Raw genomic sequence first — 24,782 nt, 5'->3', positions numbered from 1 at the left:
CAAAAATAAAAGATTCTAGAATGGATGACTAAATCTTAAGTAAAGTTATTTTATAGAGTTTTTAAAGCTTTATTTCTAGCCAATATCACATTGACACCTAAAACCCCTCCGATTATCCTTTGCCTGCTGGCCTACATTGCCAGTTGGTTTTAGCAGACCATTAGCCAAAGAACACGAAAAAGTAATCACTTTTTTGTGGGAATCCCTGCGTGCCCCCTCTGCGGCGGAACGGGAGGGGGACACCTTCGGGTGTGCTGGATTCTTTGGCTCCAGTCTGCTAACCCTCTTTCGTTTCGCCACCATTATTTAGCAGTAATGTGGTGAAACTTCTTTATAGCCAAAGGAGTTCGCTATGCGTACTAATTCTTCTCATTTATTGGTTTTTGCCAAAGTCTTTCTGTCTATACCACTTAAACAGTCTATAAAGCGGTTGAATCGACTTTAGGTTTTTGCACCTTAAAAATCGTTACGACTCAAAAATCATAGCAACAATAAACCCGAGATAGGCGAGCACATCTTTATTGTGCGGCTTTTGCATGTCTGTTTTTAGCGCTCAATTTAAGAGTGACGGCATGTCTATCTCTTTTATATACAACAAAAAATTATTTTAAGCGGTATAACTATGCCAAATTTAGAAGCTTCATTTAGAGCACTTAGAGTGCTTCACACAGCAAGAGATTTATTTAAACAATACGGATTTCACAAGGTTGGTGTCGACCGAATTATTGCTGAGTCTAAAATTACCAAAGCCACCTTTTACAACTATTTCCACTCTAAAGAAAGACTCATTGAAATGTGCTTAACCTTTCAAAAGGACGGGCTAAAAGAAGAAGTATTTTCTATTATTTATTCATACCGTGAACTTATGGTATTTGATAAGCTCAAGAAAATCTTTTTTCTGCATGCCAACCTCGAAGGGCTGTACCGTTTACCTTTACAGGCCATTTTTGAAATCGAAAAGTTTTATCCAACTGCCTACAAGGTGGTGGTTGATTATAGAAACTGGTTGGTGATCCAAATACATCAATTACTTTTAACCATTAAAGCCACAGCTACACTCGAAGATGCCTATATGTTTTTGTTTGTGATTGATGGGGCAATGGTCCAGCTTTTGAGTAAAGATAGAATAGATGAACGAGATAAATTATTAGATTATTTTTTAATAATGATGTCCTAGACTAAAAATAAAAGCCCCGATAATGGGGCTTTTATAATGTTAGTTACTAACTAAAATCTCAATTACCACTTATGGCTATAAGTCACTTTTAACGTCACACCATTTGCAACTAAGTGACTGGTATTATCGCTTGTTCTTAATAATTGGCTATATAGAGGATAGTACTTGCGGTTAAACATATTCTCTAAACCAATCGTCATGGTGTCTTTTTTATTAAGTGCAAAGCTACTGATTAAATCTGCTGTTGTATAAGATTTTACATCGTAGCGACCAAAACTATTCTTGCCGTTTAGGCGGTAATCTTCTGAACCGAAGTAAGTGGCTTGTAAACGGTTTGTCCAAGTTTCTGTTGGGCTATAAGAAATATAACCTGTGAGTTTTAATGGCGGAATACGGAAGCCTGTCATGTCTTGCTCAGCACCATTTTGCGGTTTTTCACGGCCTTTCATCCACGTAACGCTACCACCAGTTCCCCAAACATTGGCATCGTCAAGATAGTCAAAAGTTGCTTCAAGACCAGTGACTTTCTCTTTGGTTCTAGTAAGTGCCAGACCATTGCTGAAAGACTGCACAGCGCCTAGATCAGAAGTAGAGTGGAAGACTGCTAAGCTTGATGAAAAGTTATTGAAGTTCCCTTTCCAGCCCAACTCATAGTTATCAACTTTTACAGGTTCTAAAAATGAAGATGATAATTCATAATTTTTTTCCTTATCAGTATTATCTGCATTACGAATAATTACACCAACATCGGGTAATTGAAAACCTTGGTTAAACGATGCATAAATCGAGTGCTGGTCATTTGGAGAGAAAGTTACATTAGCATTGTACAACCATGCATCAGCTTTTACTTTTCCACCTTGATATACATAAGGGTTTGGCTTATATGATTGTGTCTTAGGATCAAATTGTGATAATGGAATAAAACTATCAATTTGGGCATAGCTATCTTCATAGCGTGTACCTGCTTCAGCCGACCATTGGTCATTAAAGCGATGTTTTAGCTGTACAAAGCCACCAACACTTTGTGTGGTAAGTTCAGGTAAATAAATGAGCTTACCAGTTTTTACAAAATCTAGGCCACCAGATTGGTCATAAATATCAGGATTGAAAGTATCTAAAGGCATTTCGCTTTTTTCACGGCTAAAGTCACCACCCCAAACCAGTGAGGTGTCACCTAAAAACTCAAGCGGTGTGGTAACAGTTAAACGGCTACCGAGTATGTTATTTTCTTGATAGATCTGGTCTACGTTTCCACCCCGATTCGGATTTTTACGTGCATCAAATGGTGAAAAACGGGTAAAGAAGTCGCGGTAATAAATTTGAGCATCAACCTTATTGCCAAAAAAGTCTTTATGGTTATAGGTTAAATTGTAGATCTGGTTTTCGTTTTTATTTTGGTCTTTGAGCTTTAAGCCTTTAATGGCTTTGGCTGGTACGGTTCCGGCAGGGGCATTCTTCACACTTGGGTCAGATGCATAATCTGAATCTTGCTCGGCATTATAGTAGTTTGCAGCAAACTGGACATATTGGTTGTCATCAATATGATAACCAAGCTTACCGCCGATGCTATAGCCGTCAGAATCATATAAATCGCCCTGACTTGGTTCTGGAGCAACACGGTCGCCACTTGCATCGTACGGGCTACCAATACGCTGATAACCAAAGTCGAGTGCATAGTCAAAAGCGTTAAAGCTGCCTGTGAAATATTGATGAATATCGCCACTTAAAGCATTAGAACGGAAATTTGTTAAAGGTGTTTGAAGTCCAACGACTGTTTTAGCTGTAGGTTCGCTACCAGCCGCTTTTGTGGTAATTGAAATAATACCGCCAGAAGCGCCACCGCCATAAATTGCGTTACTACCGCGAATGACTTCAATGTTAGCAATACTTTCAGGGTCGATAGCTGAAAGACCTCTTGATGTGTCACGTGTCAGGTTCATTGGAACACCATCGACCAAGATGAGGGCATTACGGCCCCGTAAAGTTTGACCATAATCGGTAATGGTTCGGCTTGAGTCGGAAAGGCCCGGTACGGCTTTAGCTAAAACAGTTGCAATATTTCCAGATGAACCATTTCTTAAAAGTTCAATTTGTTTTTCATCTAGCTTGGTCACTTGTTTGGCAGATGTAGAAAGTTCATCTGCACGTGAAGCGTTGATTGTAATTGTAGGGAGTGCTTCAGGCTTTTTTTCAGCATCTGTTGTCTCAGAAGGCGAGGCTGCAAAGGCCGAGTTTGAGAGAAAGATGGCTCCACCAAGTGATAGAAGTGGAATGATATTTTTTGCTTCAGACTTCCTAGTAAAAAGTTTATTACTTTTTATCTTATTTCCCATTTTCTCGCCCTGAGAGTGATTGTAAATTCGTCGAATTATAAATGAGAATGATTTTAATTAATAATATTATTAATCTATATAATAGAAGTATTTGTGGCTCTTAAATAAACATAAATAACAAAGATCTTCTAAGAGAGTTAAGAGTTTTGATTAATTTAATATATTTGAAAAGCCTTAAACTTTTTCATATGCAGCATTCTTAAGGAGTCAAAATCTTTTTTTATATAGGTACAAAGAGAAGCAGTGACTTGAGATAAATATTTTTCCACCTATTCCATACTTATTAATCTATTTATTGTCTAGTCGAATAGTAGTGATCAGGTTTTATCTAAATTTACGATTGAATATTACTTCCTTGTTGTATTTATGACGACATATGTAAACAAGTCTTAATCTATAACACATGAACACTTTAAAATTATTGAAAATAAAGTTTTAAGGTGTAGGTTTTGGATTTTTTTAATTTTTATCGTGATCTTCAAGCTGAGTTAAGCAACTATCCTTGGCTAGAAATGCTAGTTTCGCTCACACTTTTGATCCTTTTTGCTGCATTAGCAAATTTCATTGCCAAAAGAATTATTGTTCGGGGAATACGTCATTTAGTGACTAAAATTAAGTCACTCAACCAGTCAGTTTTTGCCCAGCATAGTGTCATTAAGCGATTTGCCAATATTGTGCCGGCCATTGTTATTATGAATGGTATTACTACCGTTCCGCATTTGTCGGAAAAAGCGGTTGCTTTGGTACAGATGGGCGCACAAGCATTCATTTTCCTCACGATTGCGCTCACCATTAGTGAATTATTAAATATATTTAATTTAATCTATCAGCGTAATCCAAAATCTAGAAACAAGCCGATTAAAGGTTATTTGCAACTCGTTAAACTCATTATTTTTGTTGTTTGCGGATTAATGATTTTGGGTACATTCCTGAAAAAGGATGTATTTACGTTGTTGGCTGGCTTCGGTGCAATGGCAGCCGTATTAATGTTAGTTTTCCAAAATACGATTTTGTCATTGGTCGCGAGTGTACAAATTGCCTCTTATGACATGGTACGTATTGGGGACTGGATTGAAATGCCATCGCTCAATGCTGATGGTGATGTCATTGATATTTCATTGCACACGGTGACCGTTCAAAACTTTGATAAAACATACACCACGATTCCAACCAATAAACTAGTGACAGACACTTTTAAAAACTGGCGTGGTATGAGTAATGCGGGCTGTCGCCGTATGAAGCGTTCTCTTTATATCGATCAAACTAGCGTGCACTTCATGACCGAAGAAGAGCAACAAAAACTCAAAGATTTTTTATTGCTAGATCAATACCTCAATGCCAAGCAATCTGAGATTGACGAATTTAATAAGCATTTAGGTAGTCAGTCACGTTATAACAAAAGACGCTTAACCAATATTGGAACATTTAGAGCATATGTTGAATTCTATTTGCGCCAGCATAAGGGGATTGCTCAAAATCAAACGCTTATTGTTCGCCAACTACAACCAACGAGTGAAGGTCTACCATTAGAAATCTATGCATTTACCAATACCACTGCATGGGTTTCTTATGAAGCAATTCAGTCCGATATTTTTGATCATCTGATTGCGATTTTGCCTGAGTTTGGCTTAAGAGTGTATCAGGCACCTTCAGGCCATGATTTTCAGAAATTAACAGTAGAATAAACAACTGTTAGCGTGCTATCTATTTTATTTTCAAATAGATAGCATCTTTTTAATAATTTTATACATTAATTTATAACTATTCTTAGAAAATTATTATTAAATAGCTGTATAAGTTGACTTTGAAAGCTACATGCACATTGTAGCTTAAAAGATTTTAAGCAAACTCAATCTAAAACTTGCAGGAGTAAGGCTTAAGTAACAAATTTGACACTTTGAACAAAGAAAATACTAAATGTTTAAAAATAACAAACAATAAAGTTGCTTTACTAAGATTTGTTAGGTGAGTTGGAGTGTTTGAATGGCTACAGCAATTGAGAACAGAGCTAGACAACTTAAAAACGCTAAACGTGGAGGATATGCGCCAACCATTGCCAAAGACGTAAACAAACATAAAGTACAAAAAATAAGGAGAGCTCTAGACGAAGCCCGGCGATATGTGAGTGAACTAAATGACGAAACGGTTATCTTTGACGATCAGGACGCAAGGCAAAAGGCAGAAGGAGCCAAAGCAATTATTGAAATGTTTGAAGCAGCTTTAAGCGGTGCGTGAGCAGCATCAAACTAAAACATAATCATAAAAGACCTTGCTGAAACACGGTTAACGTTCTAGCCCCTTGACTAGGCAACTTGGTTATTCAGCAAGGCAGTAAAATAAAAATAATTCAAATATTTCTATATTCTATTTTTTACTCAAAAAAACCAAAAAAATACCGGTCAAATAATATTATTGATGAGCTTAATTTTTTTAGAAAATTATTACTAACTATAAAAATTTTTCGGAGTTAAAATGTGATGGATTTTACATTTTTATTCATTGCTGTGGTTCGTTATGGAAGTCAGTTTCAGAACACTCTTATAGATTACATTTGGTATTTCAACACTTACATATTGCAATAATATATTCATCATACTTCCCTAAAAGTCTGATCAATCGCGATGGTCAATATAAGAGGGAAGGAAATATGCCAAAATTTCTAATAATTGCCGAGAAGGTTTATAAAAAACTAGAAGAAGATAAATTGTTTTCAGATAACCTGATCGAACAACTAAATAACTTGGTCAGTATTATTCGTAAAGAGATAAAGGGAACTCCCTGTAAACTCAAATACAATTTTATCGATTTTGAAGAATGCCTAAGTAAACCCTTAAGTGAATGCACGATTAAACTCGACATGAGTTTAATGCCTAAATATAAGAATAAGGGTGAATATATTATGTGGCTAGCGAGCTTTATTGAAAGAATCACGGTTGGCGGGCAGCCAAAATTACCACCACTTTCAAGTATTGTGCCAGCCGACTTTAACGTAAAAAAAGAAGCTCAGACGATAGTTGAAAATAAAAAATCAGTATCGGAAGAAAATGCAAAGATGATTGTGAATTATTTTAATTCTGAAGAATATCAGAAAAATAATAAAAAAATAAATCTGGTTTAAAACCATATAAAAGTGTGTGTCCACCGCACTTTTATAATCGCTGGAAAATTTCAGCAACCGCCTTCTGGGGCGGTTTTCTTTTGCCATATACATACTTAAACAATTACATCATAAAAAATTCCATAACTTATCTGTATAGCATGTTAAGTTTTTCTACACATCTATAAAAATTACGGAAGGGTTTAAACATGAAATGTTCATATCAAGATCTAGATGGAAATATAGTCGAATTAACATGTGAAAGTTATATACATATACCGTCAGGTGCCAGTGGAAATAAATTGGGAATAGATAATAGGGCAGAAGACTTAATACATATCACTGAAGATTTTAGTTTTTTTAAGAAAACAGAGGCAGATTCAATACCACTCTATCGATTCGCTGTAGATGCTAATTACAATGTTTTTAATAGTGATGAGCTACCGGCTTTGGCCCAAATTGGAACCGATTGGAAAGTGCTTAATGAATAACTTTGCGATTGTTAGGTAGCCTATAAGCTAGAGCTTTAATATTTTGTAAAATTTATCGAATAGTAAATATTTAACTTATCTTAATACAGGTATTATAAATAGCGAACTGAAAATATAGTCTAAATATTTATAGGCAGTTTTAGACTAGATGTTGATTATATAGAGAGAAAGAACATGAAGCGCCTTATTATATTATTTCTATTAGCTTATGCTACAAGCTCCTTTGCTCAAGTGCCATTCGAAGTCAGTAAAAGTTGTTTTGTAGTGAATGGTAGAAATATTACTGAGCCTTGCTTACTTTCTTCTACAAATAACTCGACATCTAACTTTGAAAGATTAACTTTTGCTAATACAAAAGTTTTTATTAAAGAATCAAATATTTGTTCAAATAACGATTCATGTGTTTCTGTAGGAAGTAATTTGTCGAATTTAAAAGATGCGACTATTTATTATCGTGATTTAAAGACTAAAAAAATTATTGAAAAACCGGAAAAAGATTCATGGACCTGTTTTAAGCAACCAATTGATAAATTAGACTTTTGTATTTCTTATAATTAATAAAATCTAATTTTAATAAAGAAAATTCTAAATTAGTCTTGGGCATTAAATGCTTCATGGTAGCTTACATCACCTTTAGGAACATAATTTTGAAAACTTAAGGCTTGGAAGTATTCAGGGGGCACTCCAGGTAGTTTTAGGTCAGGGTATGCCTTAAAACCAAAGCGACTGTAATACTTTGGATCACCTAATAAAACACAACCTTTTGCGCCTGATTTTTTTAATTTTTCTAAAGAGCTATTCATAAGCAATGATCCAATGCCTTGTCCTTGCTTATTCGGCGCGACAGAAATAGGTCCTAAGCCATACCAATTCTTTTCACCTGATGAAATTTGCACTGGTGAAATTGCCACATGCCCAACAATAGTATTATCTTCAACCGCAACTAAAGAGACTGTAAGTTGTTTGTGCTTTCTTAAACTATTAACAATAAAGTGTTCAGTATGGCTCGTATGTTCAGCATTTAGAAATGCCGCTTTAGTCAATTCTTCAATTTCTTTAATATCTTCTTCTCGCTCATCGCGAATAAAAATATTCATCTTAAGTTTGATCCGTTTTTCTCAGCTACTCTTTTATTTTTAGCATCAATAGGCTTAGTTAGGAATAAATTTCAATCATAAAAACTTGTATAATTCATAAATAAAATAAATGAAAGTAATATTGATAATCAGTATCAAATGATAATTATTCTTTGTATTATTCATGTAATTTTTTAAAGCTACTTAAAGATTATGCAAAGGACTACGAAACACTTTCAAATTAATGCATTAGCACTTGCTATAGCAATGAGCACAATTTCAGCGCATGCAGAGACTGATCAGCAGACTTCGGAATATGGAACTCTTCCTACCATTAAAGTAAAAGCTGGAAGTGGCCAAGAAAATGAAAAAAGTTATATAGCAGGGAAAACAGATACAGCGGTTCCACTGGGTTTATCTGTTCGTGAGGTTCCACAATCTGTTTCTGTCATTACTCAACAGCGTTTACAAGACCAGCAATTGTCAACTTTAGTTGAGGTCGCCGAAAATGTTACAGGGGTAAGTGTCAACCGTTATGAAACCAACCGAGGTGGAATCTATTCACGTGGTTTTGTAGTAGATAACTATATTATTGATGGTATTCCCACCACATATAGCTTGCCTTGGTCTTCAGGTGAAATTTTCTCAAGTATGGCCTTATATGATCATATTGATGTAGTTCGAGGGGCAACAGGTCTTACATTTGGTGCTGGAAATCCATCTGCTGCAATTAATATGGTTCGTAAGCGTGCTACGAGTACAGAGCCAACAGCTAACGTAGAAGTGAGTGCAGGTAGTTGGGATAATTACCGTGTTATGGGCGATATTGCCAACTCCCTTAATCAATCAGGAACAGTACGTGGACGAGCAGTGGCCCAATATGAACAAGGCGACAGCTATACCGACTTGTTGTCTAAAGAAAAGCTATCTTTATTGTTAAGTGCTGAAGCAGATTTATCTGAAAATACCCTTTTATCGGGTGGGGTAACTTATCAGGAAGATGATCCGCGTGGACCAATGTGGGGAGGTTTACCTGTCTGGTTTAGTGATGGCACAAAAACGAACTGGTCTAAAAATATCACTACAAGTGCTGACTGGACACGCTGGAATGTTAAATATACCAACCTATTTGCAGATTTAACTCATAAATTTAATGACAACTGGTCAGCTAAACTGTCTTATTCTCATGGTAAGCGTGATGCTAATTCTAAGCTTTTATATGTTTCAGGTAGTGTAGATAAAAATACTGGTCTAGGGCTATCTCCTTATGCATCAGCGTATGACCTTGAGGTAGAGCAAGATAATGCTTCTTTGCAGCTCAATGGTAGTTTTGATTTGTGGGGCTTAGAGCAAAAGGTTGTTTTGGGTTATCAATATTCCAATCAGGACTTTACAGCGTATGCTCGTTCAACTGATACAAAAATGGAAATTGGCAATTTCTTTGAATGGAACGGCAGCATGCCTGAGCCAGTGTGGAATGCACCTACACTCAATGAAAAATATAATATTGAACAAAATGCACTATTCGCTGCGACTTATTTAAATCCGATTGAGCCTCTAAAATTTATTTTAGGTGGGCGTTTTACAAATTATGAAAAGAATATATATGGTCGTAGTTCATCCATAAAATATGACCACGAATTTGTTCCTTATGCAGGTATTATCTATGATTTCAATGATGTCTATACTGCATATGCAAGTTATACCAGTATTTTTCAGCCCCAAGATAAAAAAGACTTTGATGGTAACTATTTAGACCCGGTTGAAGGAAACAGTACTGAAGTAGGCCTAAAATCCGCATGGTTTGATGGACGTTTGAATGGTACTTTAGCACTTTATCATATTAAGCAAGATAATTTAGCTCAGGAAGCAGGGGACGTCACTCGTAACGGGGTAAAAGAAATCTATTATCGGGCAGCAAAAGGTGCGACGAGTGAAGGTTTTGAAGTTGAAGTAAGTGGACAAATCACACCAGACTGGAATATTACAGCAGGTTATAGCCAGTTCTCTGCCAAAGATACAAATGATGTCGATGTTAATACCCAACTTCCTCGCAAGATGATTCAGACATTTACCACCTATAAATTATCGGGCAAATTAGAAAACATAACCGTGGGTGGCGGGGTGAATTGGCAAAGCAGTACCTATATTAATGCCGAAAATCCCAAAGAAGTTATTGAGAAAGTCGAGCAAGGAGATTATGCACTTGTAAACCTTATGGCTCGTTATCAAATTACAAAAGATTTTTCGGCTCAGCTTAATATTAATAACGTATTTGATAAAAAATATTACGGTGTTTTCCCGGCGTATGGCCAAATTACTTTAGGTGCCCCTCGAAATGCGGCGCTAACACTACAATATAAGTTTTAATGAAGTTATTTTTTAAGAGCACCTACGGGTGCTTTTTTTATAATTCTAAAAAAGAGCTAAGTATCAAAATAGCACTGGTTTTCACCTCTATTTTTTACCATTTGATAAAATTTTTTTAACTAAAATTTTACCGTTCGTCTGCTAATTAAGATAACTAAGTCATGAATTTATATATAAAAATGTGATGGATTTAACTTAAATTTATTTGCTTAAAAATTATACTAATTGATAAAAAATATAACTTGGCTATATTCCAAGAACATATTGCAGAGTTAGCAATATGCATTTCTAGGATGGAATAAAAATGAAAATAAAATTATCGAAAATAGTAATAGCCAGCTCATTATTGATATTTACAAATATGAGTTATGCAGAGGGAGTAAAACGGTTTTCTGTCTCGGCAGGTTGGTTACATGTAATGCCTCAAGGTAAAGCTAATCCATTTAATATCAATACAAGTGTTAAAAATGGAACAGTTGCTAAAGTTGGAAGCATTTCGCCGACCAGTTTCTTAAACTCCGTTGATCCTAATGCTACAGAGGTAGATGTAGGCGGTGAACCTTTTAATCAAAAAGAGTTTCTTGAACTCGCTTTAAATGATGACTTTTTAAAAGGGCTCTTACTTGATGAAGAAGGCAATATAAAACCTGAGGTAGCAGGTGAGGCAACGATTCAAGGGTTAGAGCAGTGGCATCAAAATGATGCTGGCCTTGAAGTAGATGACACAGACACATTAGGGCTTATGTTTAACTATTACCTCAATGACAATGTGTCTTTACAATTTATTGGAGGCATTCCCCCTAAAGTCGATATTAAAGGCCAAGGTGAAATCTTGGCACCATTAAGCGGTGTCGCGTTGTCACCACATGAATTAGTTAAAATTCTTTTTCCGAACGGCATTACCTTAGGTCAAGCAGTCCCGATTACCAATTTAGGCAATAAACCTAAAGCAGCTAGTGTTCGTGCCTGGACCCCTGCAATTGAAGCACAATATCAATTTGGGAAGAGTGGGGTGAACAAGTTTAGACCTTATTTAGGTGTGGGTTTAATGTATGCTCATTTTAATGATATTAAGCTAAATGACGAAATTCGTTCTGACCTGATCTCTGCAGGTCATATGATTCAAAATGTGTTAGATGGTAAGGCTGGGGCTGCCTTGGATCGTAAAGAGTCGAGTGGAAATATGGTGGTTAAAGTAGATGCAGATGATGCGATTGCACCTATATTTACTGCCGGCTTTACTTATGATTTTAATGATTCTTGGTATACAGTTGCCTCAGTATCTTATGCAAAACTAAATAATCGAACAAAAATTGATGTCATTAACCAAAATACGGGCGCTCGCTTAATTCATGGGTCAACTAAAGTTGATATTGATCCGATCATTACATATTTAGGGGTGGGCTACAGATTTTAATTTTTTAATCATTTGAAGCAGTATCCTGAAGATGAATTCAATAAACTAAAATCTTTGGGATACTTTTTCATTTTACATTTCTTTGTGAACACTACAAAAAAGTCTATAAATCTATGCTGATCGTAATATTGATAGCCAGTATTTATAAGCTAATCAATTAAAACTGTATGAGGTGAGATATGACTAAAATTATCGCTACCCTAGGTTTAGCAGCAATCGTTTCGCTTTCTGTAGCGGCTTGCCAAGGTGAGAATGATACTAAACAGCAAGATAAAACCACGACTCCACACTCAATGGATAAAGACTCCTAATTCTTATAAATTTTAAAGCCTATCGTTAGATGGGCTTTAAAATAACTTTGCTGTGTCTTGCTATTCCTAGCTATTGTTAGGGATCAAACTAATCTTGCGTTAATAAGACAGCCCTACAGAAAAAATATGAATCTTCTTTTATATGTGCCAGTTGGTTTCCATAACTTGCATTGAATTAAATACGGTTTTTATAGGACATGTACTTAAAGCCACTTTGATAAAATGACTCATTATGGCCATTACCATAAATTTCGGTTGTAAAATTTAAAGGCTGATAAGTTAATTTTAATGACACTCATTTTTGAATAGCGATGAAATAACTTACAAATCCAAACGCTACTCATCAAATCTATACATAAAGTTAAATTTAATAAAAATTATCTTTCTTATAATAATTTAAAAATAATTTTGAGGACTAAAAATGAAAAAAAGCATTAAAATTTTATTATTATCTAGTTTGATTTCATCTATACCATTATCTGTAATTGCTAAAAATGTTGAGACTAAAGTAAGCTTTTTAAAAGGTTCTTCTCAAACTACATTAACCGGAAAGTTTCAAGGTTATGATGATGTAAGATATCGAGTTTTTGCAAAAAGTGGACAGATTTTAAAATTTAATATTAATAGTTATGGTAATTTAGCTTATATTAATATTTTCGCTCCAGGTCAAAAGCCTGGTAAAGATAAGCCATTATTCGTGGGTTCGACTGTAGGTTTTTCAGGTGAAGTAACGCTACCTGTCGATGGTGATTATATTGTTCAAGTTTATCAAATGAAAAAAAGCGCACAAAGAAATAGAGCAGTTTCTTTTAATCTAGATCTACAAATATTAGATAATAAAAAATAAAATGATAATTAAAAGATTTATATAAAAGCTCTAATAGTTAGAGCTTTTATATAGGCATAAAAATAGCGTAGTGTTAATTTAAATAAATTGAATCAACAATCCCGCATTTTTCAACAAAACTTAAATCATGTGAAACTAATAGCACAGAACCTTCATAACTAGAAATAGCATTTGCAAATAACTCTCTTGACTCGATATCTAAGTGGTTTTCTGGTTCATCAAGTAATAAAAGTTCAGGCATAGGCTGAGCATGGCTCAAACCTAGTAAAGCAACTTTTAACTTCTCACCACCACTGAGTTGAGCTAAGGGATATGTGCTTTTATCACCACGAATCCGAAGTTGACCTAATAAATTTCTCCACTCTAACTCAGAAATATTTGGGTTAATATTTCTTAAGTTTTCAACAGCAGAGAGATGGTCTAATAAAAAGCTAAAGTTCTGATCGAGATAGAAGCAATTTGCAAACAGTTTAATTTCATCTGTAGCAGTTACAGCAGATTGATCAATCTGTTTCAGCAAAGTTGATTTCCCAATACCATTTCGGCCAACCAAATGAATCTTTTGACAAGCTCTTAACGCGAGATGAATTGGTTGTTGTGTCCCATAGTTGAGTTTTAAGTTATCAATTCTAAGAATTTCTCCTGTTCTTTTGTTAAAAGAGGGAAATATAAATTGTTGGGGCTTAACAGTTTCTAGAAGTACTTTTTTACTATTAAAGTCTTGCTGGCTTTGATCGATTTGACGCTGATGTTGAGAATGAATTGCTCCTAGGCTTTGCCCAGCCTGTTCTTTTTTAAAATCGAGCAAAATTTTAGCTTGCGAGTTTGAGTCACGAAGTTTGTTGCCAGCACGCTCACGTTTTTGAGCTTTCATTAAAACTTCATGCTGCTTTTGCTTCATGTGCTTAACTTCACGTTGATGCTGATGTACTGACTGTTCTAAAGCCTCGATTTGGGACTGATATTGCGCATAAAATTTTTCATAATTTCCTGTAGTGTGCTGTAGGCCATGCTCATTTAAGTGATAAATATGGTCGACTTCATTTAACAAAGTCAGATCATGACTAATAATAAGAGCGCCTACTGGATGTTTCTTTAACTGAGCAATTAACCACTGTCTAGCTTCTTGATCAAGATGGTTGCTTGGCTCATCAAGTAATAGGTAATGATCAGTTTTTAAAAATAATGCGGATAAGGCTAACTTGGTTTTTTGGCCTTCGCTCAACTGCTTAACAGGAAAGTCTAAATCGGTTGGTAGCTGAGCAGATCGTAGTAAAGCTTCCCAAATATTAGGAAGATCCCAATGTCCTTCTAACAAATCATAATCATCGTATCGAGCTTCACCTTGTTCCACTCTTTGAAAAGCGTTGTAAAGATGGTTGACCTCTAAAGCTTCTGCAATTGTGTCTGATTGGAGACGAGTGAGCTGAGATAAATATGCATGGTTTGTTTGCCAGTTTATTTGACCACTTATATGCATTTCTGTAGTGGGTGAAATCTTGTGAAGCAATTGCATAAGTAAAGACTTACCTTGACCATTGCGGCCAATTAAGGCTGATACTTGATGATGCTCAAGTGAGAAATTCAATTCTTTAAACATCACTTTTGAAGGAAACTCCAAAGTGAGTTGTGATATTACACATGCCTGCTGAGTCATAAGAACCTCATAAATACAGGATGTACAAAATAGGAGTTTAAAGCTTTAAATAAAGACGCTAAGTCACTAAAGAATAGTCTATTTTGCACATCAAAAAAGAGAAAATTGATGAGAAAAAAGACTTACTTCATTGGCGTGACTCACAAAATAGAGGGAAAGAGAACAATAGTGTATAACGGTTTTTAAGCTGTGTAAAACTTATGCATTTTTTATGATAAAAAGCCTAATCAATGGATTAGGCTTTTAGTCGACTCAGCAATTATTCTTTTACCACCAAAACTTGGATTTTAGTGCTGTTTAGAACATCTTGCGCAAAACTACCCAAAATAAGTTTTTGGAAACCTTTACGACCATGTGAACCAATAACAATCAGGTCTGAACCCAACTCTTCTACAGCTTTAAGGATGCCATCAGATGAGATTTCACCTTGAATAATTTGTGTTTCAATATCAACACCTTCTTCAGCACATAGGGCTTTTACTTTCGCAAGTGTTTTTTCTGCATTAGCACGCGCTTCAACAAAATAATCTTTTACAACAGGAGAGATGTAATAGAAATCAACACCACTAAACGGGTCCACTGCAACTAGACTAATTGCTGTAAGTTTACTACCAAAAGCTTTAGCGATATGGGCGGCTTGTCGTGCTGCTGCCAAAGAAATCTCAGAACCATCTACAGGTACAATAATATGTCGGTAATTCATAATGTTATTCCTCTTATTTACAAGTTGTTATATGTATGAAGCTTTTCTTACTTAAAGATTAACACATTTGTTTAAAGGTAGAAATCAATTCAATTCACTTGTAGTTAAATTAAATGGTATTTAATTATATATTTGATTTTTAATGATTTTATTAGAGGTTGTTTAAGAGGGAGTTGAGACTATGCCAAATTTAATTTTTTAGAAGAACTTTACAATAAATTACCTTTCATATTTTTGTCACACAGAAATCGTATAACCGAATCATATGTAAGGGGGAAGTAGTAAAATATGGCCGATTTAACAGCAAAGAAAGTCAGTAAACTTATCGAGGAATTTCGCCAAACTGGTAAAGAGCCGGAAAAGCTAGTAATTGGATATAAAACTTATGCAAGACTCATGGCAGATGATAAGTTTGCAGAAAAAGTTGTTCCTTCGTTAGAAAACTCAAAAGATCGATTATATAAAAATCTAAAAATAAAACTTATTACTGAAAAACATTATTTTGAAGTTAAATAAAATATAAATGTGATATTTATCACATTTATATTTTTGTTGTTTACATTTAGTAGGAATTATTAACATATTGTTTTTAAGTTGATACAAATATGGGGTGTAATCAACATTTGAAAACAGCATTCCTTTACAGACTCGATAGAATAAATTGCTTTTATTTTTAAGTAGTGGAATAAATTGAATGCCAAGTATTAGTGTAATTTTATTTTATATTTTAGCTATTTTAGGCTTTTGCTCTGCTGTGGGAGGATTATTAAGTTTAAGCATGTTTTTAATCATCATCGGTATTGGGCTTATTTGTGCAGCTTTTTTGCTAAAAAAAGAATTTAAAATTGATGTTTTATTCTGGAAATAATCATTGGTTATAAATGATTAAATTAATAAATATAATTAGTTCTCACCTCATACAAATGAGGTGTAATTTAAATATTTTAATATGATATATATTATTTTAACTTAAATTGATCTGGCTTTTATTTTGCAAAAATCTTATTACAATTCTAAATAAAACCGGAAATTAAAAAATACATTAAGTATTTAAAAATAAAAAGATTTCAATTACGATGAAAGACCAATAAATTAGTTACTGTGGCATTAGGTAAAAAATAACAAAAGCGAGGTGAACACATGACCTATAAATATGAATATGCAGGGTTTTGGTTAAGATTTGGCGCAATGATCATTGATACTCTTATTCTTTTTTTAGCAATTATTCCAGCCGCATGGATCTTTTATCATGGAGATTACGATCTGATATTTGCTACAGGTATGAGTAGTAAACCGCAAAACTATTGGTTTGATATGATCGTAAATTATGCATTTCCATTTTTATATACTGTTTTGTGTTGGATCTACTTTGCAGGGACACCAGGAAAACGTCTAATGCGTTTAAAAGTTCTCGATGAAAAGACAGGTAATAAGTTAACTTTCATACAATCTCTCATTCGCTATATCGGATATATTCCATCTATTTTAGTGTTTTGTATTGGTCTTATTTGGGTCGCATTTGATGCTAAAAAACAAGGATGGCATGACAAGATGGCGAAAACAGTGGTGGTTAGAGAACTATGAGTTATAGTCACTGATGAATTAATAAAAAATTACAAAAAAAATCTTGTGCCTTGTAGAGTAAAACCTATACTTGCCGCGAGTTTATTTAACGGAGATCCTAAATGGGTAGTTGTTCGAGGTTCGAGTTTAATTATCAATTAAACCAAAGCCAATACTGAGCAAGGTAACCTTTAGGAGAGGCTATCTTGCAATGAGATAGCTTTGTTAAAAATTAGATTAAACCTATACAAATTACTTGATTTGTAATCATTCACTTCAGCATTTATCTGTTTAGTTTCTCGCTAGAAATGGGGAGAAGCCAATGTTTTTATACGCTTCCATACACGACCGTTATATCTACCAGATTTTAATCTTGGTAAACAATTCGTCTCATGCGATTCAAAGCATTCGGACCATGTTCAGTTATGTGACATTCCGTCAACGTTGGTCTGGCTTTGGGCTAATTTTCTCTTCTTCATCGTAAGTCTACGATCTCCTATTCCTTTCTAAATTAAAAAATTTAAAAGACTTTATTTTCAATAAGGTCGAGAGCTTTGTACGCCTAAAAAATGGAGGATTTCGTGATGAAATTCTGGCAACGACTCTTCACATCATTTTTACAAAGATTTCATTTGATGCGTTTTTTCGGTCGTAATCGATCTTTTAAAGAGCTACATCAATCTAGTTATGCTCAAGAAATTAGCAAAAATTTATCTAAACGTTTGCTTAATGCATCAAGGGCTCAAACGAATGATCTATTAAAACAATTCGATACTCATTTGACGGGGCTTACAGAAGAGCAAGCGCATACCCAACAAATGACGGTGGGGCTTAATGAAGTTACTCATGAAAAGCCATTAACTTGGTGGCAACACCTTTGGTATTGCTACCGTAATCCGTTCAATATTTTACTTAGCCTGTTGGCATTGATTGCTTTCTTTACCGATGATCTAACGGGTTCAACCATTATTAGTGTGATGGTAATTCTTTCAACACTACTTCGTTACTGGCAAGAAGCAAAGTCAAATCAAGCTGCGGATGCCTTAAAGGTAATGGTGAGTAATACTGCTACTGTATTGCGCCATCAAGTCAGTGCAGAAGATTTAGAACTTATGCATGAGCGTTATGGCATTGATACTAAAAACCAAACCACTCACCAATTTGAAATACCAATTCAGTATTTAGTGCCGGGTGATGTGATTTTATTATCTGCGGGTGACATGATTCCTGCGGATTGTAGAATTTTGTCTGCTAAAGATTTGTTTGTCTCTCAAGCTGCAATGACTGGTGAATCAATGCCTGTCGAGAAATTTCCGTTGCAGAAAAATCTTGAAGAAACCAGCGCTTTAGAGCTAGATAATATTGTATTCATGGGGACCAATATTGTTTCTGGTTCAGCTCAGGCAGTGGTTTTAAGTACGGGTATTCAAACATATTTCGGTGCATTGGCTCATCGAGTTACGGCTACTGATCGGAGCACGACTGCATTTCAAATGGGTGTCAACAAAGTAAGTTGGTTGCTCATTCGCTTTATGTTGGTGATGGCACCTGTTGTACTTTTCATTAATGGCTTCACCAAAGGCGATTGGGCCGAAGCATTTTTATTCGCATTATCTGTAGCTGTCGGTCTTACTCCAGAAATGCTACCGATGATTGTGACTTCAACTTTGGCAAAGGGCGCGGTTTTCTTATCTAAAAAGAAAGTGATTGTTAAACGTCTAGATGCGATACAGAACTTTGGTGCCATGGATGTTCTATGTACCGATAAAACTGGAACTCTGACTCAAGACAAAATCTTTTTATCCCAACATATTGATGTTCAAGGCGGGAAATCAGACTTTGTACTCATGCAGGCATTTTTAAATAGTTATTATCAAACAGGCCTAAAAAATTTGCTTGATGTGGCTGTTTTAGAAGCTGTTGATGATCAGATCAAAATACAGAAGTTACGTTACAAGAAGTTAGATGAAGTTCCTTTTGATTTTGATCGCCGCCGTATGTCAGTCGTGGTACAAACGCCTCAACAAAAAGCCCGTATGATTACCAAAGGCGCAGTTGAGGAAATGTTAAAGGTTTGCCGTTATGTCGAGGTAAATGGCAAAGTAGAGCCTTTAACAAAGCAATGTGAAGTAGCAATTGAGGCATTAACTCAACGCTATAACCGAGATGGTTTAAGAGTGGTGGCAGTAGCGTATCGTGAGTTTAAAAATCATCAGGAAAATTATTCAGTTGTTGACGAAAGTGATCTGATTTTAATAGGTTATATTACTTTTCTTGATCCGCCTAAAGAGTCTGCCAAAGAAGCTGTACAGAGTTTACATGCCCATGGTGTAACGGTAAAAGTGCTGACTGGGGATAATGAGTTTGTCACCCAAAAAGTGTGCCGAGAAATTAGCCTGAATTATGATCAAGTTTTATTGGGCGGTGTAATTGAAACCTTAACTGATCAACAACTCAAAAGAGCAGTAGAGCAATACCACATTTTTGCGAAATTAAGTCCGGTTCACAAAGAACGTATTGTTGAGCAGTTAAAAGCAAATGGTCACGTGGTTGGTTTCTTAGGAGACGGTATTAACGATGCCGCTGCTATACGTGCTGCCGATATTGGTATTTCAGTAGATACCGCAGTAGATATCGCTAAAGAGTCTGCAGATTTAATCTTGCTTGAAAAAAGCCTGATGGTTCTTGAAAAAGGTGTGATTGAAGGCCGTAGAACTTTTGCCAATATGCTGAAATATATCAAAATGACAGCGAGTTCAAATTTTGGTAACGTTTTTTCGGTACTTATTGCGAGTGCTTTTATTCCATTTTTACCAATGCTGCCTATTCACTTACTCATTCAAAACTTACTTTATGATGTTTCACAAATTGTGATTCCTTTTGACAATGTGGATGAAGAGTTAATTGCAAAACCACAGCGTTGGCAACCTGAAGAAGTTGGCCGCTTTATGGTGGTGTTTGGACCGATTAGCTCCATTTTTGACATGATTACTTTTGGGTTAATGTGGTTTGTATTTTCAGCAAATACTCCTGAACATCAGACGCTATTCCAATCAGGCTGGTTTATGGTGGGTTTACTTACCCAGACATTAATTGTCCATATGATCCGTACAGCTCAAATTCCATTTATTCAGAGTCGTGCCGCGACTCCATTATTAATAATGACAGCGGTGATTATGTGTATCGGGATTTTCTTACCAATGGGTCCTTTAGCAAGCTATTTAAAACTACAAGCTTTACCTTTAAGTTATTTCTTATATTTACCTGTAATTTTAGGTGCTTATATGTGTGTTACTCAATGGGTAAAGAAAATCTATATCCGCCGTTATGGCTGGCAATAAAACAATAGGTGCAAAATGAAATTGCAATTTCTACAACATACAGACTTATCAAATATTATTGATACTTTAATTAGTCTCTCGGCTGCTTTTATTTTAGGGGCGTTAATTGGGTTCGAACGTCAGTATAGGCAACGTACAGCTGGTCTTCGAACAAATGTTCTAGTTGCGGTAGGTGCAGCAATTTTTGTAGATATTGCAATTAATCTTACTGGAGCAGATGGAGCTGTTCGGGTAATTGCCTATGTTGTTTCGGGTATTGGTTTTTTGGGTGCGGGTGTCATTATGCGCCAAGAAGGCAACATCCACGGTTTAAATACCGCAGCGACTTTATGGTGTTCTGCGGCAGTAGGTGCTGCCGCAGGTGCTGATTTAATTATTGAAGCAATATTGGCGACAGCCTTTATTTTATCTGCCAATACACTATTAAGACCGATTGTCCATATCATTGACCGTCGTCCGTTAGACGATGACACAGAAGTTTTACATGTAATTTACATTATATGTGACCGAAGTCAGAGCAAGGTCGTTATGGATGAATTAAACCTAACCTTAAAGCATCATAATTATCCTGCTAAAGATATTGATGTCACACCTTTTGGAGAAAAAGAGGTTGAGATAGAAGTAACGCTAATTGCAACTTCAATTGAAGCAGAAGAAGCACAACACATCATTAATCACTTAAATGCAATGCCGCAAATACGGCAAGCATTTTGGGATAAAAACACAATTAATTAATTTAACGAGAGTTTGCGCTTAATTTTTTATGAATTTCTCTAAATGATGAAGCGCAAACTCTTTCGTTTAAGCCTTATTTTTTAGCTTTAAATTTAAGGACTATAAATACAACAATACCGACAATCAGTCCCCAGAAAGCTGAACCAACACCGAAAAATTGGATACCTGATGCACTACATAAAAAAGTAAATAATGCCGCTTCGCGGTCTTCAACTGGACCAAACGCTAGTGCAATGTTATGGCTAATGGTACCAAGTAAGGCAATGCCTGCTAACGCTACAATAAAAATATGAGGAAAAGACATCAGCAAGCTTGTGAGGGTTGCAGCAAATAGCCCCATCAACACATAAAAAAAGCCACAGCTTATACCCGCAATATAACGTTTGCTTGGATCAGGATGAACTTGGTCATCTAAGCTTACGGCAGCACTTATCGCAGCAATATTAACGCTGTAACATCCAAAAGGTGCGAGCACAACTTGAGTTAAACCAGTCCAACCAATCAGTTGATTAACATGTGGTTTATAGCCATAACTCTTGATCATGGCTATACCAGGTAAATATTGCGACACCATGCTAATCACAAAAAGTGGTAATGCTAAGCCTAAAAGTGCTGACCAGCTAAATTCAGGACTAATCCAAACGGGTTTAGCCAAGGACCACTCAAGAGTAGGCATATGAAAGTTTAAAAAGACAGGGCAGAGGGCAATACCTGCCAAGGCGGTAAATACAATGCTGTAACGCGGCCATAATCTTTTTGTAATGACATAAATAGCGAGTAAAGATAAAACAAATATCCAATCATTTTGCAAGCTCGCGAAAAGCGAAATCCCAAACTTAAGCAAAACTCCGGCAAGCATGGCACTGGTTAAGCTTTGTGGTATATAGGAAAGCGCTTTTTGGAATATACCTGAAAAGCCTAAAATCGCAGTAAGTAAACCACCTACTAAAAAAGCGCCAATTGCTTCATTTAAACTATAGCCACTACCTGTTGCCATAATTAAAGCGAGGCCCGCAGTTGACCAAGCTGTTGCTACGGGATATTTAAATTTCCGAGAAAGGATGAGTCCTGATAAACCAATACCTAAGCCTAAAGCCCAAAACCATGAGGTGATTTGTTCAGATGACGCACCTAAAGCTTGAGCAGCCTGAATCACTAAAATAGCTGAAACACTAATACCAATAAGAAAGGTAATAAAACCAGCAAATACGGCTGGTATTGAGAAATCTTGAAGAATCTTTTGCATAGCTAAATGTTCTAAGTCCCTGAAAAATTAATATGTTTCTGCCTATGTTTTCAGCTAGGTAAATCTAACAATTTTTTTTAAGAAGGTGCTTTCTATTTTTGACTTTAAAATGAAAGAATATTTTTTAAATAGCCATTAATGATATTATTTATTTCATAACAAACGGTGAATTTGGGATATTGTTTTATGGATGAGCAGGCTGAAAATTTAACACCTCTTGAATTGAAAATTATGCGCTGTTTACAAGAGAATGGACGTTTAAGTAATGCTGAACTGGCAAAACTTGTTGGCATTAGTACTTCGTCATGTTGGAACCATACTCAGCGTCTTTTTAAGATTGGGGCCATCTTGGATGTGCGTGCTCGAATTAATCCGGGTATGGTGCAACGTGAGACTATTGTTTTGGTCGGAGTAGTGCTGGATCGCTCGACACCTGATAGCTTTCAGGCATTTGAACAAGCAGCAGGTGATTTGGAGAATGTTCTAGAATGTTACTTGGTTGCTGGAGAAGTCGATTACTTTCTAAAAATTCGTGTTAAAGATTTGGCTGCTTTTAACCGTTTTCATAGTGAAAAAATTATTGCCTTACCTGGGGTAAGACAGGTAAGAACATTTTTTGTGCTCAATGAAGTTAAAACAGATGGCATGCTGGCATTTTAACAACCTAATAGATTCTGACTTCCTTGACTCGGCAGCTTACATTGTTGAAGTTGCCAGCTTTAAACCAAATCCGAAAAATAAAATGCCAACTAAGAAAATTCCGCTTGCTGCAATTTTATGGTTTTGTTTGAAAAAAGTTGAAAGTTTAATTCCAGAGAAAATAAGCGCAGTTAAATAACTAAAGCTAATAATTTGTAAAATCACCGCTAAAATTAAAAAGCTTAAAGCTGGATAGGCATAATCCGGTTCAACGAACTGCACAAAGAAAGACAGGAAAAATAAAATCGCTTTAGGGTTGAGTAAACTAATACTTAAGGCTGTTTTATAAGGGTGAACTTTATCTAAAGCAGGTAAATCAGCCATTTCTGCTTGGGGTTGATTACGTAATTTCCAGCGCTGAATGCTGCCTTGTAAAAGCTTAAAACCTAAATAAGACAAGTAAAGTGCGCCGACGAGTTTGAGTACGATAAAAACCCAAGGGAATGCTTTTAGTAAAGAAGCCGCACCAAGTACAGTACAGAGCATTAAAATTAAGTCACCAGTAAAAATACCAAGTGCACCCATATATCCGGTTTTAATACCATAGCGTGAAGCAATAGACATCACATAAAGAGAATTGGGCCCTGGCAATAACACAATTAGGAATGTACCAATAATATATGTTGTTAAGTCTGTTATGCCGAACACGATAAACCCAATAAAAAACCGATTTTTGTCATGATAACAAAAATCGGTAATTTTGTATGAAAAGTGCAGTTTTTAAGATTTAATTTCTGCATCAATTCCAAAAGATTGACGTAATAAAAGACTTAATTGATCTCGCGCTTTAATAAAGCCATCAACACCACCTTGTAAAAGTTGGAATGCCATTAAGTCATGGTTAAGTTCATCTTTAAAACTTTGCTCATCTTGAGCTGGTCTAACAATCGCTTCTGCCTGTTTTGCTTTGTTTGCATCAAGTGCTGCATCGACTGTACGCGTATCTTGTTCAAGCTGCGTTAGCAAGCTTGGAGAGATCGTAAGCAAATCACATCCTGCAAGGCCAAGCACCTGGTCGATGCTACGGAAGCTCGCACCCATGACTTGAGTTGGAATATTTTGCTGCTTGTAATAAGTGTAGATTTTCTTAACTGAAACCACACCTGGATCTTTCTCGATTGGGTAAGAATCTACACCTTCAGCTTTTTTGTACCAGTCTAAAATACGGCCTACAAAAGGTGAGATTAAAGTAACTTTGGCATCTGCACACGCTTGGGCTTGATGTAAACCGAAAAGGAGAGTGAGGTTACAAGCAATACCTTCAGCTTCTAACACTTTAGCCGCTTGAATACCTTCCCAAGTCGATGCAATTTTAATCAGAATACGTGACTGATCAATCCCATAACCTTTATAAAGCTCACATAATTCATGTGCTTTTTGAATGGTCGCTTCGGTGTCATATGAAAGTGCAGCATCGACTTCTGTAGAAACACGGCCTTCAATGAGTTTTAAAATTTCTACACCAAATTTTACGGTTAAAATATCAATGGTTCTTTCAATCAGTTCATCATTTTTATAGCCTTCTTCTTTGGCTTGATAATAAGCATCTTCAATGAGCTCTTTACTTTCTGGTTGCTCTGCTGCAGCGGTAATTAACGAAGGATTCGTCGTAGCATCTAAGGGACGAAATTTACGAATTGCTTCAAGGTCGCTACTGTCAGCAACAACGGTCGTTAATGTTTTTAATTGGTCAAGTGCTGTATGAGTCATTGATATTCA

The 24,782-nt window shown here is 35.8% G+C and carries 24 protein-coding genes; 17 read left to right on the top strand and 7 right to left on the bottom strand.

The genetic code is table 11. From position 1 onward, the window contains the following. Positions 1–622: 622 nt before the first annotated feature. A complete protein-coding gene (locus EG365_RS00655) occupies positions 623–1,177 on the top strand; it encodes a TetR/AcrR family transcriptional regulator (RefSeq protein ID WP_001133110.1) in 555 nt (184 codons plus the stop codon). A gap of 62 nt (positions 1,178–1,239) precedes the next feature. Here the strand turns inward: EG365_RS00655 and EG365_RS00650 are convergent, their stop codons facing one another. Continuing rightward, the gene (locus EG365_RS00650) at positions 1,240–3,510 is read right to left on the bottom strand and encodes a TonB-dependent receptor (protein WP_000527017.1); all 2,271 of its coding nucleotides are present in this window, start codon (positions 3,508–3,510) and stop codon (positions 1,240–1,242) included. 449 nt (positions 3,511–3,959) lie between these two features. Here EG365_RS00650 and EG365_RS00645 point away from each other — a divergent pair, with 449 nt between their 5' ends. From EG365_RS00645 to EG365_RS00625, 5 genes are all read left to right on the top strand, one after another. Continuing rightward, entirely contained in the window at positions 3,960–5,195 is a 1,236-nt protein-coding gene (locus EG365_RS00645) for a mechanosensitive ion channel family protein (RefSeq protein WP_000345328.1), read from the top strand. A 298-nt stretch (positions 5,196–5,493) separates the two neighbouring features. After that, a complete protein-coding gene (locus EG365_RS00640) occupies positions 5,494–5,745 on the top strand; it encodes a hypothetical protein (RefSeq protein ID WP_000179474.1) in 252 nt (83 codons plus the stop codon). A gap of 412 nt (positions 5,746–6,157) precedes the next feature. Beyond that, positions 6,158–6,628, top strand: coding sequence for a hypothetical protein (locus EG365_RS00635; RefSeq protein WP_001123845.1), 471 nt, complete (start codon positions 6,158–6,160; stop codon positions 6,626–6,628). Positions 6,629–6,816: 188 nt separating this feature from the next. After that, positions 6,817–7,098 carry a hypothetical protein gene (locus EG365_RS00630; protein WP_000650375.1) on the top strand — a complete coding sequence of 94 codons (282 nt, stop codon included), beginning with the start codon at positions 6,817–6,819 and terminating at the stop codon, positions 7,096–7,098. Positions 7,099–7,272: 174 nt separating this feature from the next. Then, the gene (locus EG365_RS00625; RefSeq protein WP_000825559.1) at positions 7,273–7,656 is read left to right on the top strand and encodes a hypothetical protein; all 384 of its coding nucleotides are present in this window, start codon (positions 7,273–7,275) and stop codon (positions 7,654–7,656) included. Positions 7,657–7,688: 32 nt separating this feature from the next. On the opposite strand, the gene EG365_RS00620 is transcribed toward EG365_RS00625, so the two are convergent. Continuing rightward, positions 7,689–8,195, bottom strand: a complete 507-nt coding sequence (locus tag EG365_RS00620; RefSeq protein ID WP_001019957.1) for a GNAT family N-acetyltransferase — start codon at positions 8,193–8,195, stop codon at positions 7,689–7,691. Positions 8,196–8,387: 192 nt separating this feature from the next. Between EG365_RS00620 and EG365_RS00615 the strand changes: the two genes are divergently transcribed. The 4 genes from EG365_RS00615 (at position 8,388) to EG365_RS00600 (ending at position 13,119) form a co-directional block, all read left to right on the top strand. Continuing rightward, positions 8,388–10,544, top strand: a complete 2,157-nt coding sequence (locus tag EG365_RS00615; RefSeq protein WP_001189913.1) for a TonB-dependent siderophore receptor — start codon at positions 8,388–8,390, stop codon at positions 10,542–10,544. 304 nt (positions 10,545–10,848) lie between these two features. Beyond that, entirely contained in the window at positions 10,849–11,961 is a 1,113-nt protein-coding gene (locus EG365_RS00610; RefSeq protein ID WP_001989301.1) for an OmpW/AlkL family protein, read from the top strand. Positions 11,962–12,140: 179 nt separating this feature from the next. Next, positions 12,141–12,272, top strand: coding sequence for a hypothetical protein (locus tag EG365_RS00605; protein ID WP_000161254.1), 132 nt, complete (start codon positions 12,141–12,143; stop codon positions 12,270–12,272). A 421-nt stretch (positions 12,273–12,693) separates the two neighbouring features. Beyond that, positions 12,694–13,119: a hypothetical protein gene (locus EG365_RS00600; RefSeq protein ID WP_000748214.1), complete on the top strand. Its 426-nt coding sequence runs from the start codon at positions 12,694–12,696 to the stop codon at positions 13,117–13,119. A 73-nt stretch (positions 13,120–13,192) separates the two neighbouring features. On the opposite strand, the gene EG365_RS00595 is transcribed toward EG365_RS00600, so the two are convergent. After that, entirely contained in the window at positions 13,193–14,776 is a 1,584-nt protein-coding gene (locus tag EG365_RS00595) for an ATP-binding cassette domain-containing protein (RefSeq protein ID WP_000193592.1), read from the bottom strand. A 259-nt stretch (positions 14,777–15,035) separates the two neighbouring features. Continuing rightward, positions 15,036–15,479, bottom strand: coding sequence for a universal stress protein (locus EG365_RS00590; RefSeq protein WP_001109442.1), 444 nt, complete (start codon positions 15,477–15,479; stop codon positions 15,036–15,038). A 288-nt stretch (positions 15,480–15,767) separates the two neighbouring features. Between EG365_RS00590 and EG365_RS00585 the strand changes: the two genes are divergently transcribed. From EG365_RS00585 to EG365_RS00570, 6 genes are all read left to right on the top strand, one after another. Next, positions 15,768–15,995 carry a hypothetical protein gene (locus tag EG365_RS00585; protein ID WP_000774578.1) on the top strand — a complete coding sequence of 76 codons (228 nt, stop codon included), beginning with the start codon at positions 15,768–15,770 and terminating at the stop codon, positions 15,993–15,995. 178 nt (positions 15,996–16,173) lie between these two features. Continuing rightward, positions 16,174–16,347, top strand: coding sequence for a hypothetical protein (locus EG365_RS19250; RefSeq protein ID WP_001139332.1), 174 nt, complete (start codon positions 16,174–16,176; stop codon positions 16,345–16,347). Between the two features lie 272 nt (positions 16,348–16,619). Further along, positions 16,620–17,063 carry an RDD family protein gene (locus EG365_RS00580; RefSeq protein ID WP_000221474.1) on the top strand — a complete coding sequence of 148 codons (444 nt, stop codon included), beginning with the start codon at positions 16,620–16,622 and terminating at the stop codon, positions 17,061–17,063. A gap of 301 nt (positions 17,064–17,364) precedes the next feature. Continuing rightward, positions 17,365–17,526: a hypothetical protein gene (locus tag EG365_RS19245; RefSeq protein ID WP_001983688.1), complete on the top strand. Its 162-nt coding sequence runs from the start codon at positions 17,365–17,367 to the stop codon at positions 17,524–17,526. A 100-nt stretch (positions 17,527–17,626) separates the two neighbouring features. Continuing rightward, complete coding sequence (gene mgtA / locus EG365_RS00575; protein WP_000675125.1) at positions 17,627–20,383, top strand: magnesium-translocating P-type ATPase; 2,757 nt, start codon at positions 17,627–17,629, stop codon at positions 20,381–20,383. 15 nt (positions 20,384–20,398) lie between these two features. Further along, a complete protein-coding gene (locus tag EG365_RS00570) occupies positions 20,399–21,118 on the top strand; it encodes an MgtC/SapB family protein (RefSeq protein WP_000775740.1) in 720 nt (239 codons plus the stop codon). 73 nt (positions 21,119–21,191) lie between these two features. Here EG365_RS00570 and EG365_RS00565 read toward each other — a convergent pair whose 3' ends face one another. Continuing rightward, positions 21,192–22,364 (bottom strand): benzoate/H(+) symporter BenE family transporter, encoded by a 1,173-nt coding sequence (locus tag EG365_RS00565; protein WP_001169529.1) that lies wholly within the window; start codon positions 22,362–22,364, stop codon positions 21,192–21,194. A gap of 186 nt (positions 22,365–22,550) precedes the next feature. Here EG365_RS00565 and EG365_RS00560 point away from each other — a divergent pair, with 186 nt between their 5' ends. Next, positions 22,551–23,024, top strand: coding sequence for an Lrp/AsnC family transcriptional regulator (locus tag EG365_RS00560; RefSeq protein WP_000344223.1), 474 nt, complete (start codon positions 22,551–22,553; stop codon positions 23,022–23,024). A gap of 36 nt (positions 23,025–23,060) precedes the next feature. Here EG365_RS00560 and leuE read toward each other — a convergent pair whose 3' ends face one another. Next, complete coding sequence (gene leuE, locus EG365_RS00555; RefSeq protein WP_000467074.1) at positions 23,061–23,711, bottom strand: leucine efflux protein LeuE; 651 nt, start codon at positions 23,709–23,711, stop codon at positions 23,061–23,063. Between the two features lie 72 nt (positions 23,712–23,783). Further along, positions 23,784–24,773 (bottom strand): transaldolase, encoded by a 990-nt coding sequence (gene tal, locus EG365_RS00550; protein WP_000149851.1) that lies wholly within the window; start codon positions 24,771–24,773, stop codon positions 23,784–23,786. Between the last annotated feature and the right edge of the window lie 9 nt (positions 24,774–24,782).

It is taken from the genome of Acinetobacter sp. FDAARGOS_494, assembly GCF_003812225.1.
Classification (GTDB): Bacteria; Pseudomonadota; Gammaproteobacteria; order Pseudomonadales; family Moraxellaceae; genus Acinetobacter; species Acinetobacter baumannii.
This window is presented reverse-complemented; position numbering and strand designations above follow the sequence as displayed.

Excerpts from the sequence above, each read along its gene's own strand:
- EG365_RS00655 (WP_001133110.1), top strand. The coding sequence starts at position 623 with ATGCCAAATTTAGAAGCTTCATTTAGAGCACTTAGAGTGCTTCACACA.
- EG365_RS00650 (WP_000527017.1), bottom strand. The coding sequence starts at position 3,510 with ATGGGAAATAAGATAAAAAGTAATAAACTTTTTACTAGGAAGTCTGAA.
- EG365_RS00640 (WP_000179474.1), top strand. The coding sequence starts at position 5,494 with ATGGCTACAGCAATTGAGAACAGAGCTAGACAACTTAAAAACGCTAAA.
- EG365_RS00635 (WP_001123845.1), top strand. The coding sequence starts at position 6,158 with ATGCCAAAATTTCTAATAATTGCCGAGAAGGTTTATAAAAAACTAGAA.
- EG365_RS00630 (WP_000650375.1), top strand. The coding sequence starts at position 6,817 with ATGAAATGTTCATATCAAGATCTAGATGGAAATATAGTCGAATTAACA.
- EG365_RS00625 (WP_000825559.1), top strand. The coding sequence starts at position 7,273 with ATGAAGCGCCTTATTATATTATTTCTATTAGCTTATGCTACAAGCTCC.
- EG365_RS00620 (WP_001019957.1), bottom strand. The coding sequence starts at position 8,195 with ATGAATATTTTTATTCGCGATGAGCGAGAAGAAGATATTAAAGAAATT.
- EG365_RS00615 (WP_001189913.1), top strand. The coding sequence starts at position 8,388 with ATGCAAAGGACTACGAAACACTTTCAAATTAATGCATTAGCACTTGCT.
- EG365_RS00610 (WP_001989301.1), top strand. The coding sequence starts at position 10,849 with ATGAAAATAAAATTATCGAAAATAGTAATAGCCAGCTCATTATTGATA.
- EG365_RS00605 (WP_000161254.1), top strand. The coding sequence starts at position 12,141 with ATGACTAAAATTATCGCTACCCTAGGTTTAGCAGCAATCGTTTCGCTT.
- EG365_RS00600 (WP_000748214.1), top strand. The coding sequence starts at position 12,694 with ATGAAAAAAAGCATTAAAATTTTATTATTATCTAGTTTGATTTCATCT.
- EG365_RS00595 (WP_000193592.1), bottom strand. The coding sequence starts at position 14,776 with ATGACTCAGCAGGCATGTGTAATATCACAACTCACTTTGGAGTTTCCT.
- EG365_RS00590 (WP_001109442.1), bottom strand. The coding sequence starts at position 15,479 with ATGAATTACCGACATATTATTGTACCTGTAGATGGTTCTGAGATTTCT.
- EG365_RS00585 (WP_000774578.1), top strand. The coding sequence starts at position 15,768 with ATGGCCGATTTAACAGCAAAGAAAGTCAGTAAACTTATCGAGGAATTT.
- EG365_RS19250 (WP_001139332.1), top strand. The coding sequence starts at position 16,174 with ATGCCAAGTATTAGTGTAATTTTATTTTATATTTTAGCTATTTTAGGC.
- EG365_RS00580 (WP_000221474.1), top strand. The coding sequence starts at position 16,620 with ATGACCTATAAATATGAATATGCAGGGTTTTGGTTAAGATTTGGCGCA.
- EG365_RS19245 (WP_001983688.1), top strand. The coding sequence starts at position 17,365 with ATGTTTTTATACGCTTCCATACACGACCGTTATATCTACCAGATTTTA.
- mgtA (WP_000675125.1), top strand. The coding sequence starts at position 17,627 with ATGAAATTCTGGCAACGACTCTTCACATCATTTTTACAAAGATTTCAT.
- EG365_RS00570 (WP_000775740.1), top strand. The coding sequence starts at position 20,399 with ATGAAATTGCAATTTCTACAACATACAGACTTATCAAATATTATTGAT.
- EG365_RS00565 (WP_001169529.1), bottom strand. The coding sequence starts at position 22,364 with ATGCAAAAGATTCTTCAAGATTTCTCAATACCAGCCGTATTTGCTGGT.
- EG365_RS00560 (WP_000344223.1), top strand. The coding sequence starts at position 22,551 with ATGGATGAGCAGGCTGAAAATTTAACACCTCTTGAATTGAAAATTATG.
- tal (WP_000149851.1), bottom strand. The coding sequence starts at position 24,773 with ATGACTCATACAGCACTTGACCAATTAAAAACATTAACGACCGTTGTT.